7 protein-coding genes, 2 tRNA genes and 3 rRNA genes (1 of these 12 running past the window's edge) are annotated in these 11,008 nt (G+C 50.6%); 11 read left to right on the top strand and 1 reads right to left on the bottom strand.

What is annotated here, in order from left to right:
- The 9 genes from QU667_RS07580 to QU667_RS07540 form a co-directional block, all read left to right on the top strand.
- Positions 1–54 (top strand): 16S ribosomal RNA (locus QU667_RS07580) (it extends 1,492 nt beyond the left edge of the window).
- 402 nt (positions 55–456) lie between these two features.
- Positions 457–3,554, top strand: a 23S ribosomal RNA gene (locus tag QU667_RS07575).
- A gap of 77 nt (positions 3,555–3,631) precedes the next feature.
- Positions 3,632–3,748, top strand: a 5S ribosomal RNA gene (gene rrf / locus QU667_RS07570).
- Together the 16S, 23S and 5S rRNA genes with 2 tRNA genes alongside form the textbook arrangement of a ribosomal RNA operon.
- A gap of 50 nt (positions 3,749–3,798) precedes the next feature.
- Positions 3,799–3,874 (top strand) — tRNA-His (locus QU667_RS07565).
- 1 nt (position 3,875) lies between these two features.
- Positions 3,876–3,951 (top strand) — tRNA-Trp (locus QU667_RS07560).
- A gap of 155 nt (positions 3,952–4,106) precedes the next feature.
- Positions 4,107–4,664, top strand: coding sequence for a coenzyme F(420) biosynthesis enzyme (locus tag QU667_RS07555; protein WP_304986604.1), 558 nt, complete (start codon positions 4,107–4,109; stop codon positions 4,662–4,664).
- A 454-nt stretch (positions 4,665–5,118) separates the two neighbouring features.
- Positions 5,119–6,003, top strand: coding sequence for a glycosyltransferase family 2 protein (locus tag QU667_RS07550; protein WP_304986603.1), 885 nt, complete (start codon positions 5,119–5,121; stop codon positions 6,001–6,003).
- On the top strand, positions 6,000–7,097 hold the full coding sequence (locus QU667_RS07545) for an FkbM family methyltransferase (RefSeq protein WP_304986602.1): 1,098 nt from the start codon (positions 6,000–6,002) through the stop codon (positions 7,095–7,097). The genes QU667_RS07550 and QU667_RS07545 overlap by 4 nt, the downstream gene beginning before the upstream one ends.
- A 130-nt stretch (positions 7,098–7,227) precedes the next feature.
- Entirely contained in the window at positions 7,228–8,256 is a 1,029-nt protein-coding gene (locus QU667_RS07540) for a radical SAM/SPASM domain-containing protein (RefSeq protein ID WP_304986601.1), read from the top strand.
- A gap of 28 nt (positions 8,257–8,284) precedes the next feature.
- On the opposite strand, the gene QU667_RS07535 is transcribed toward QU667_RS07540, so the two are convergent.
- Positions 8,285–8,479: a hypothetical protein gene (locus tag QU667_RS07535; protein ID WP_304986600.1), complete on the bottom strand. Its 195-nt coding sequence runs from the start codon at positions 8,477–8,479 to the stop codon at positions 8,285–8,287.
- An 84-nt stretch (positions 8,480–8,563) separates the two neighbouring features.
- Here QU667_RS07535 and QU667_RS07530 point away from each other — a divergent pair, with 84 nt between their 5' ends.
- Complete coding sequence (locus tag QU667_RS07530; protein WP_304986599.1) at positions 8,564–9,460, top strand: hypothetical protein; 897 nt, start codon at positions 8,564–8,566, stop codon at positions 9,458–9,460.
- 8 nt (positions 9,461–9,468) lie between these two features.
- Positions 9,469–10,980 carry an amino acid adenylation domain-containing protein gene (locus QU667_RS07525; RefSeq protein ID WP_304986598.1) on the top strand — a complete coding sequence of 504 codons (1,512 nt, stop codon included), beginning with the start codon at positions 9,469–9,471 and terminating at the stop codon, positions 10,978–10,980.
- The last annotated feature ends 28 nt before the right edge of the window (positions 10,981–11,008 follow it).

Raw genomic sequence — 11,008 nt, 5'->3', positions numbered from 1 at the left:
GTGAAGTCGTAACAAGGTAGCCGTATCGGAAGGTGCGGCTGGATCACCTCCTTTCTAAGGACTAGAATGAACTACGGTTCACAATCTTAGGTCGGTCATTTGGCTATAGTTTTGCATTGTCTAGTTTTGAGGGCGCATCGAAGAGATGAAAGTCTCTGCGGTAGTCCTTATTGTTCACTGAAAACTGCACAGAAGAAACAAGAAAATCTAAACAGGGAAACGGAGCGTTCTCATGTACGCGACGTTTTCCTCACTAAAAGATTTTCCCAAGCAAATTAGGATAAAGCGAAAATACCTTTTATCGCGAGATAAACCGTTCCGATTCGATGTAGGAACGGTGCTCTAGGTGTCATTAGATGCAAGGAGGCGCAAGGAGGCGTAGTAAGCTACGTCGACTGAGCCGACACAGCAGATGATGGCAGATAGAGTGCCGCCCCTGTGCGAAGGAGAACCGTAAGTCAAGTGAAGAAGGGCATACGGCGGATGCCTAGGCGTTTTGAAACGAAGAAGGACGCGATAAGCTGCGATAAGCCATGACGAGCTGCAAGTAAGCATTGACTCATGGATTTCCGAATGGGGCAACCCGGCAAGAGTAACGTCTTGTCACCTTATCTTCGAGATAAGGAGAAAACACCCGATGAACTGAAACATCTAAGTAGTCGGAGGAAAAGAAATCAACTGTGTTCCGCTCATGAATGGGCTGGATTGCAGATGCGCAGGATGATTTTCTCAGATGCACGAAAGAGGAGCGCGTCATAGCGGTGGCTATGGCAAGCGACGATGACAAAGCAGATGAGGAATCAGACAAGCAGATGCGCCAGAATATTCATGAGTGGAGCACCGAGATTCCCTGAGTAGCGGCGAGCGAAACGGGAAGAGCCCAAACCAAGAGACTTCGGTTTCTTGGGGTTGCGGACCTGCAACAAACCGGACACTTTAGTGGAAGCATCTGGGAAGGTGCGGCAAAGAGAGTGAGACCCTCGTACACGAAAGAGTGAAAGGCGGGCAGGAATCCAGAGTACCACAGGGCACGAGGAACCCGGTGGGAAGCAGGGTGGACCACCATCCAAGGCTAAATACATCAAAACGACCGATAGCGATGAGTACCGTGAGGGAAAGGTGAAAAGAACCCCGGGAGGGGAGTGCAATAGAACCTGAAACCGTATGTCTACAAACAGTCGGAGCACTTTACATGTGCGACGGCGTGCCTATTGAAGAATGAACCGGCGAGTTGATTTATGCTGCGAGGTTAAGCGGGAGACGCGGAGCCGAAGCGAAAGCGAGTCTTAAGAGGGCGAGCAGTAGCATGGATCAGACCCGAAACCACAGTGATCTATACATGTCCAGGTTGAAGCTCAGGTAAAAATGAGTGGAGGACCGAACCCGTGCGTGTTGAAAAACGTTGGGATGAGATGTGTATAGGGGTGAAATGCCAATCGAACGTGGAGATAGCTGGTTCTCCCCGAAATAGCTTTAGGGCTAGCCTCAGGCGAATAACCATAGAGACGGTAGAGCACTGATCGGGCAAGGGGGCGTAAAGCCTACCGACCCCAGTCAAACTACGAATGGCTCATATGGGCAGCCTGGGAGTCAGAATGCGAGTGATAAGACCCGTATTCAAGAGGGAAACAGCCCAGACCGCCGGCTAAGGTCCCAAATGCTGTGCTAAGTGGAGAAGGATGTAGGACTTCGAAAACAACCAGGATGTTGGCTCAGAAGCAGCCACCATTAAAAGAGTGCGTAATAGCTCACTGGTCGAGAGGCCCTGCGCCGAAAATATCCGGGGCTAAAGCACAGAACCGAAGCCGCGGCAGTGTGTACCAAGGTACACACTGGGTAGGGGAGCGTTCTTATCTGGACGAAGGCAGACCGGAAGGACTGCTGGACGGATAAGAAGTGAGAATGCCGGTATGAGTAGCGAAACGACAGGTGAGAATCCTGTCCACCGAAAGCCTAAGGAATCCCGGGCAACGCTCGTCGTCCCGGGGTTAGTCGGGACCTAAGCCGAGGCGAAAAGCATAGGCGATGGACAACTGGCGAAAATTCCAGTACCGGGCGTCTTCGATTGAGGATGGAGTGACGCAGGAAGGAAGCTGAGCGCGCGAATGGTTGAGCGCGTCGAAGGCGGTAGGCTGATACGGAGGCAAATCCCCGTATCATAAGGCCGAGAACCGATAGACAGGAAAGACTACGGTCAATCTGAATTCAGCTGCACTACACTGCCAAGAAAAGCTTCTAACGAGAAGACGTCCGCCCGTACCAAAACCGACACAGGTAGGCGGGGAGAGAATCCTAAGGTGCGCGGGAAAACCCTCGTTAAGGAACTCGGCAAAATGCATCCGTAACTTCGGGAAAAGGATGGCCGATGGTGGTGAAGTCTTTTACAGATGGAGCTGTTGTCGGCGGCAGAAAAGAGGCCCAAGCGACTGTTTACCACAAACACAGGTGCCTGCGAAAGCGCAAGCTGAAGTATAGGTGCTGACGCCTGCCCGGTGCAGGAAGGTTAAGGAGAGTTGTTAGCCGTAAGGTGAAGCAGCGAACTGAAGCCCCTGTAAACGGCGGCCGTAACTATAACGGTCCTAAGGTAGCGAAATTCCTTGTCGGGTAAGTTCCGACCCGCACGAAAGGCGTAACGATTTGGGCACTGTCTCAACGAGGGACCCGGTGAAATTGAAATACCTGTGAAGATGCAGGTTACCCGCGACTGGACAGAAAGACCCCATGGAGCTTTACTGCAGCTTGGCATTGGTCTTTGGCATATAACGTACAGGATAGCCGGGAGACTGGGAAATCTTATCGCTAGATGAGATGGAGTCACCGTTGGGATACCGGCCTTTATATGCTAAGGATCTAACCGGAACATTAACAGTGTTCGGGACAGTACCAGGCGGGCAGTTTGACTGGGGCGGTCGCCTCCGAAAGAGCAACGGAGGCGTCCAAAGGTTCCCTCAGCGCGGACAGAAATCGCGCGAAGAGCATAAAGGCAGAAGGGAGCTTGACTGCGAGACTGACGGGTCGAGCAGGTACGAAAGTAGGGCTTAGTGATCCGGTGGAAAGAGAGTGGAATTGCCATCGCTCAACGGATAAAAGCTACCCTGGGGATAACAGGCTAATCTCTCCCAAGAGTCCATATCGACGGGGAGGTTTGGCACCTCGATGTCGGCTCATCACATCCTGGGGCTGAAGCAGGTCCCAAGGGTTGGGCTGTTCGCCCATTAAAGTGGTACGTGAGCTGGGTTCAGAACGTCGTGAGACAGTTCGGTCCATATCCATCGCGGGCGCAAGATACATGAGGGAGGCTGCTCCTAGTACGAGAGGACCGGAGTGGACGGACCAACGGTGTACCGGTTGTCCTGCCAAGGGCACGGCCGGGTAGCTGCGTCCGGAAGGGATAAACGCTGAAAGCATCTAAGCGTGAAGCCTGTCCCGAGATGAAGTATCTCATTCCTAAAAGGAAGTAAGACCCCTTGAAGAAGACAAGGTAGATAGGCTGGGTGTGGAAGCACAGCAATGTGTGGAGCTGACCAGCACTAATCGGTCGAGGGCTTGACTACATACTAAGGTAGTTTTACCCAATACATTTGCAAGGAAGTTTCTTCTGTGAAGTTTTGAGTGGACAAGCACTCAAGTATGCGGTGATGATGCCTGAACGGTTCCACCTGTTCCCATTCCGAACACAGTAGTTAAGCGTTCAAAGGCCGAGGGTACTTCGTTGGAGACGACGTGGGAGAGTAGGTAGTTGCCGCAAGGGGACTCGTGAATCACGCGGTTCACGAGTTTCTTTATAAAATTTATATGGCGGCTTTGGTGAAGCGGTTAACACACTGGATTGTGGCTCCAGCACGCATGGGTTCGATCCCCATAAGTCGCCCCATAGGGGTATAGCTCAACTGGTAGAGCAACGGTCTCCAAAACCGTAGGTTGTGAGTTCAAGTCTTACTGCCCCTGCCATTGCGTTTGACCGTATCGAAAATGATACGGTTTTTTGTTTTGAAAATTTTGATGTATGTTCTCATGTGCTTTTTCTTGTAAAATATGAAATAATAGTGTAGAATGACACTCAGCAAAACCGTATTTTGCCATGAATTTAAGGAGGAGATATATCTATGAAGAGATTCGTCCAGATGGCACTTGTTCTGTGTCTGGCGCTTTTTGCGCTCCCGGTAGGGGCATCCCCCTATTCCGACAAGGTGACGTTGCCGGAGGGCGCTGTCATCACGAATGTCAACCGTTTGGCAATCGGTGCTCCTCTTTATATTCAGGTGGGAGATACGGCACCGTCGATTGAGATTCTGACACAGGTGATTTCGGACGCGAGCCGCATTACCCATGCGAATATTGTATCCTATGATGCGATTGTCAATGGGATTCAGACGAATGATCAGATCGATCTGAAGTCACTTCCGCGCCGCGAGGCAGCGAAGGTGTTTAAGGATCATGTCGCCTCCTATGCGGATGCATACATCATTTTAACGGTTGCGAACAACAGTCGTACGACGTTCTTCTTCGATGTTTATCGCTCCGGTTCGAATGAACTGCTTTATACTTACGAGGTGCGTGCGAACAAGTCGGACGGAGACACGGTGGCGGTTTTCACATCCCTCTCCGAGCAGTTCTACAAGAACTGGCAGCGTTCGGTCGAGGCGCAGAGCAAGGGAAAGTAATACGGTGATATTGAGTCCCCACGAATGTGGGGACTTTTTTGTATCGACATATAGTATCTTTTGGAGTATAATAAATTTCGTATCTTATACCTTTTTTCGGCATAGAGGGTGACAACCGTGCATCAATATGTGTATACTTTCAACAGACAGACAGACAGACAGACAGACAGACAGACAGACAGACAGACAGGAGTTTCTGTTCTTTTTGCATTGTTAAGTTTTGTGATACTGTCCTTATCCCGAATCACATTTAGTCTACGTTTTTCGTGGAATAGATGTGTTTTTTTGTGTCTATAATGCGTGCTGTAAAAGCTGCAAGAATTAGGCAAGCAGTGATGACATTGGCAATGCAGAGAGAATCGGCGGAAAGAATTGTGCCGGAACACTACGGTAATTGCGGCGTTATGCCATGGAAGGTGTGAGGTTGGAGATGGCGACGAAGATCAGTGTAATCATGCTGACATATAACCGCGAGATGTTTGTTGGGCGTATGATAGAATGTATTCTCGCCCAGACATTTCGTGATTTTGAGTTTATCATTGTAGATAACGGAGCGACGGATCGTTCCGGCGTGATTGCTGACGAATACGCCGCGAAGGACTCCAGAATCCGCGTCCTTCATCGGGAACGCGGCAACATCGGTTCCGGGCGCAATGCGGGCTTGGATGCGGCAAAGGGCGATTACATTGCGTTTGTGGACGACGACGATAGCTGTACGCCGGATTTTTTGGAGTTTTTGTATAATCTTGCGGTTGAGAACAATGCGGAGGTCAGCATCTGCGGGGCGGCGGACAAGGCATTTGACGAAAAGCGCATCATGACCGCCGAGGAAGCCCTGATTGAACTCATGTGGCGTAAAAAGTATAATATGGCATTCCCCACAAAGCTGTACCGGCGTAAAATTGCCGCCAACCTGCGGTTTCCCGAGGATGGTACATACGATGATATTGCGCTCATGTACCGCTTGCTTGCACTTCCGAAGCGGGTTGCCTATCACGGACAGCCGAAATACACGTTCCATCGGCACGGAGGAAACCACTCCGCATGGACGACAAACTATCGTCTGCTGACACCTCAGACGCTTGATGAATATCTTCGTACCTACAGGGAGCGCACTATCTGGCTGAGCGGTCTGTTCCCGAACAGCGCGGCGGCGTTTCGGTATTTTGAATGGTCGTTTATGATTTCCATGGTGGATAAGATACATCGTTTTGCGTTGTCCGATTGTACCGGGCAGCTTCATGCCATGATTCATGCGCTGCAGTTATGTCGAGAAGAATTTTTACAGAGTGAGTTCATACTTGACTTTGAAAAGGAATGGGTGGAAAGGTACCTATGAGCAAATTTCGCGAATGGTTCTCTCAAATACGCTTACAATGCGAAAGCGCAGCGTTCCGCTCAGACATCCGACATCTGCGGGATCAATTTCACGGCAGTCCACTTGTTTTGTATGGAGCAGGTGATCTCGGAGCACGCACTGCCAAATGGCTTGTCCGAAACGGCATCCATCCGGACTGTTTTTGTGACCGCAGCAGGGGTGGGGTTCATACAGATACCGCGCTGCCGATCATTCCTCCGAAAGATTTATCCCCCCATTACAATGGGGCAAATATACTGATATGTTCCATCGCTCATGCGCATGAGATTCGACAGAATCTGCTCTTGTCGGGCATATCGGAGGATCGTATTTTCTTCGTCGCAAACCTGCCGATCCATGCAATGACGGTCGAGGACTTCCTGCCGTATGTTGATGGATATGAGTGGGCGTATCATTTTTTTGCGGATGATATTTCCAAAGCGATTATATGCAGTCGCGTGGAAGGCTATTTACTGTCCGCGCCGTTCAGACCGTCTCAAGGCGTAGAATATTTTGATCGTTCGGCGGGGGTCATGTTGGGCAGCGAGGAAGTCTTTGTGGACGGGGGAATGTTCGATGGCGATACGGCGATGGCGTTCGTTCATCAGACGAAGGGGCAATTCCGGCACTATTACGGTTTTGAAATTGATGATGCCAACTATGGGAGAGCCGTTCAAAACCTCGCGGGTATTGAGCGTATGACATTGGTGCAAAAAGGTCTGTGGTGCAGCGAAGCCGAACGCCACTATCGTACAAATTTGCGCGCAAGTTCAAAGCTTTCCGAATCAGGCGACGGCATCATACAGGTGACGAGCCTGGATCATTTTTTTTCGGATTTGCCCGATCAACCGACCTTGATAAAGCTGGATATCGAAGGCGCGGAGAAAGAGGCGCTTCTTGGTGCGGAAAATGTCATCAAGAGCGTTCGACCGAAACTGGCGATTTGCGCGTATCACAAACCGGAGGACGTCTATACCTTGCCTCAATTATTGACAGGCTATGATGTGGGCTATCAATTTGCGCTGCGTCATTACAGTGACAACTTGTTGGACACGGTGCTGTATGCTGTGCAATAGGATGGAGAATCGTGTGTGGAGTACGCTGCGAAAAGAATCCTTGACCGTGTTGCGGGAAGGGGAGGACGAAAAATCTGTACCCATCCGCAGGACTGTTTCATCAGCGACTCCTTAAACGAGGTATTGTATCATGACCATTATCGAGCCATCTTATTATGCCAATCGTGTCGTTTTAGGCGAACAATTACCATTGGAGACTCCCTTTTCTGTGATCTTGGATCTAAGTGAGCGCTGTAATTTCAAGTGCAGTTATTGCTTTCGGTCGGGGGAAAAGGATGAGAGTTGGAGTTTCGCTGCCGCCGGCGAGCTGATGTCCCCGGCGGTCTTTGAAAAGGCCGCATGGCAACTCAAGGCGTTCCCTCAGAAATTGAAGTTGGTTTCGCTGTCGGGACACGGCGAGCCTTTGTGCAATCCGCATCTTGTCGATATGGTGCATCTTCTGAAACAATTGGATGTCGCCGAGCGCATTGATATGCATACGAATGCATCGCTTTTGACGGAGGATAATGCTTCGCGTATCGCGCAAGCGGGATTTTCACGCATTGTCGTTTCGCTGCAAGGGCTGGATGCCGCAGCGTATCAGCGTACCTGCGGAGCGAACATAGATTTTGAGCGATTCTACAATCATTTGAAGCTCCTGTACGAGATGAAAGCAAAGGAGTTGAAGATTCATATTAAGATCGCGGATGCCGCGTTTGGGAGTGAAGCTGTACAGGAAAGCAAACGTCATTTCTACGAACTTTTTGATGGCATTGCGGACAGCATCTTTGTGGAAAATGTAGTCCCCCTCTGGCAGAATATAGATGTCAAGGCAGATAAAACCGTCAATAAATATGCGTATGAATGCGGCACGGTGGATTACTGTCCGCTGGTCTTTTATAAGATGTTCGTAGCACCGAACGGGCAAATCTACCCCTGTACCAATCTTCCACCGCCGATGAGCCTGGGCAGTATCCATGATACGACCTTGCAGGAGGCATGGAACAGCCGTCAGCGACTGGATTTTTTGAAGGAGCATTTGCGTTTGACGCGCCATCAGCAGAGATCCTGCAAAGAATGTTTCGTGCCTTTTAATACGGTGACAGGCTCCGGGGATATTCTTGATCCCTATAAAGACGGGATATTGGAACGATTGGAGGAACGAACAAACGATGCATGAAAAAATAAATTTTGCATGGCCGGTCACGTCAGAGAATGCTCTCGTGTACCAATATTTTCAATCCGAGGTTGTACGGCTCAGGGATATTCTCGCCGAACGTCGGATCGTGATCTTCGGTGCCGGAATACGCGGCTGCTGTCTGCTGCACATCTTGGAACAGCATGGATTTCACAAGATTGTTTTTTGTGATAACAATCCCGAGAAACAGGGGCATCTCATCCATGCCTATGATATTTGCTCGCTGAGCGATGCCCTGTCTTATCGGGGGCGGCAGGTTTTCCTCGTTTCGCCGGAAAACAGCGGATCTATGAGAGATCAGTTGACCGAAGCGGGGCTGGAGGAGGGGCGGGACTGGTTCTCCTTTGATCTATCAATTTATGATGCGTATCTTGCGGAATATCAACGGACGGTCGGCGATCATATGCTGGTTATGGGGGACTGTGCCTTCTCGCATATCGCATTGACAGATCAAGTGACGGATTCCTTGGGCGATATGATGAAAATGAGCTTCGGTCAAGAGCACTGCAAGGTGCTTGCGGTGCATGGCCTTGGTCAGCAGGCGCATTACCATATCCTCCGCAGTCTGCTGGATCGGGGGGGACATTCGATAGCAGTCGTAGTATTGTTGGTGATGGAGGCATTGACTCCAAAAGCGCATCTTATGCCGCGCACGCAGCACCCGACGTTAATGCGCCGCTTGGTGGACGCCACAGAGCACCCGCGGGCAGAGTTCTCCGCGTATGCAGAGCTTGCCGAAGAGCGGTTCCGCCGCTTCCAAGTGGAGTCGTTTGCCTCGTTTAAGAAAACGGAGGACGATACGAGCGAGAAGCTGTATATGCAGATGAACTATTTGTTTCACATCAAGGAGGAAACGGAAGGGGTCGTGTATTTGAAAAAGACCATCCGCCTCTTGAATGAGTACGGGATTCCCCTTGTTCTCTACGTGCCGCCGGTCAACTATATGCAGGGGGAACACTTCTTCGGGACGGATTTTAAAGCGAGGTACCAAGAGAATTTTACGAAGCTGTACAGCTTTCTGGATCGCGAAGGTCTGGACTATCATGTTGCAGATGCCAGCTTCCTGCTCACGGCAGATGAGTTTGCAGCAGCGAATACGATCGATGAAACCTCAAACTATGCCGGTCGGCGCAAACTGTTGAAATTTTTTCATGAATCCGAGGCGATTCGCTCTGTTATGGGGTAGGGGATGCTATGCTTACGAATGTCACCCAATACTTACAATACTCTGCTGCGCACTGCCCGGATAAAATTGCAGTTCAGGATGCGGCGCGAGGGTTGACCTTTTCTCAGCTTGCATCGCAAAGTCGGGCATTGGCCTCTGCCATTGCTGCATCTGTCGGCGGGAAAAAATGCCAGCCTGTCGCCGTGTATTTACCCAAAGGTGTGGACTGCATCATCGCATTCTTTGCGGCGGCATACAGCGGGAATTTCTACACGCCGCTGGACACGGCAATGCCGAAGGGACGGCTGCACAGTATTATGGACACGCTGCGTCCTGCCGTCGTCATCACAGATCGGATGCATCATGAAGCCGCTGCAGAGGTTGCCGTAGATGCCGTGGTGATGGATCTCGAAGAGCTGCATGCCCAGACGGTCGATGACAGTGTCCTCGACAAGATCCGGCGAACGGTGATCGACACCGATCCGCTGTATGTGATGTTCACCTCCGGTTCCACCGGCATACCCAAAGGCGTGGTCGTCAGTCACCGTTCGGTGATCGATTATACCGAGTGGCTTGCGGAGACGTTTGCGTTTTCCGAGCGTACGGTGTTTGGAAACCAAGCGCCGTTCTACTTTGACAATTCGATTCTTGACATTTACAGTACCGTCAAAAATGCCGGCAAAATGGTCATCATTCCGGAGGAAAAATTCTTATCGTCGAAACGGCTGTGCCGCTATCTGGATGAGGTCGGGATCAATACGATCTTTTGGGTGCCGTCGGCGCTTGTCCTTGTTGCGAACTCGGGTGCCTTGGATACGGTCTGCCCCAAAGGGATCGAGAAGGTTTTGTTTTGCGGTGAAGTGATGCCGACCGCGCAGTTGAATGTTTGGCGGCGCGCCCTTCCCCATGCCTTGTACGCGAATCTCTACGGTCCTACCGAGATTACGGATGTTTGCGCCTATTTTATTGTGGAACGTGAATTTTCGGATACGGAAAGCCTTCCGATTGGATTTCCTTGTCGTAACACCGAAATTTTGGTGTTGAACGAACGGGACGAGGCGGTTGCCGATGGAGAGATTGGCGAGCTGTGCGTCAGGGGAACCTGTCTGTCTTATGGGTATTATCGCAGTCCCGAAAAAACGGCTGCTGCATTCACGCAGAATCCGCTCAATACGATGTACCCCGAAAAAATATATCGTACCGGTGATTTGGTACGATATAATCAGTATGGCGAACTGCTGTACCTGGGGCGCAAGGATTACCAGATCAAGCATATGGGACACCGAATTGAATTGGGGGAGATTGAGACAGCGGCAAGCGCATATCGGGATGTCAAGCAGAGCTGCGCTTTGTATGATGCGGAAAAGCAGAGGATTATCCTTTTTGTTGCTGCCGAGGACATCGACAAAAAAGCATTGTATCAGCATTTGAAAAACGGTTTGCCGCATTATATGCTGCCTGCCCTTATCGTGGATTTGGAAGCCCTGCCGCTCAATGCGAACGGCAAGATTGATCGACTTAAGCTGAAAGAACAATGGTAAAGCCGGCAGAACCGCTGCCGCAATGGAG

The organism is Selenomonas dianae (assembly GCF_030644225.1).
Lineage (GTDB): Bacteria > Bacillota > Negativicutes > Selenomonadales > Selenomonadaceae > Centipeda > Centipeda dianae.
Note: the sequence above shows the minus strand (reverse complement) of the source record. Positions and strands in the feature narration are given on the sequence as shown.

Excerpts from the sequence above, each read along its gene's own strand:
- QU667_RS07540 (WP_304986601.1), top strand. The coding sequence starts at position 7,228 with ATGACCATTATCGAGCCATCTTATTATGCCAATCGTGTCGTTTTAGGC.
- QU667_RS07550 (WP_304986603.1), top strand. The coding sequence starts at position 5,119 with ATGCTGACATATAACCGCGAGATGTTTGTTGGGCGTATGATAGAATGT.
- QU667_RS07525 (WP_304986598.1), top strand. The coding sequence starts at position 9,469 with ATGCTTACGAATGTCACCCAATACTTACAATACTCTGCTGCGCACTGC.
- QU667_RS07535 (WP_304986600.1), bottom strand. The coding sequence starts at position 8,479 with ATGGATGAGATGCCCCTGTTTCTCGGGATTGTTATCACAAAAAACAAT.
- QU667_RS07555 (WP_304986604.1), top strand. The coding sequence starts at position 4,107 with ATGAAGAGATTCGTCCAGATGGCACTTGTTCTGTGTCTGGCGCTTTTT.
- QU667_RS07530 (WP_304986599.1), top strand. The coding sequence starts at position 8,564 with ATGAGAGATCAGTTGACCGAAGCGGGGCTGGAGGAGGGGCGGGACTGG.
- QU667_RS07545 (WP_304986602.1), top strand. The coding sequence starts at position 6,000 with ATGAGCAAATTTCGCGAATGGTTCTCTCAAATACGCTTACAATGCGAA.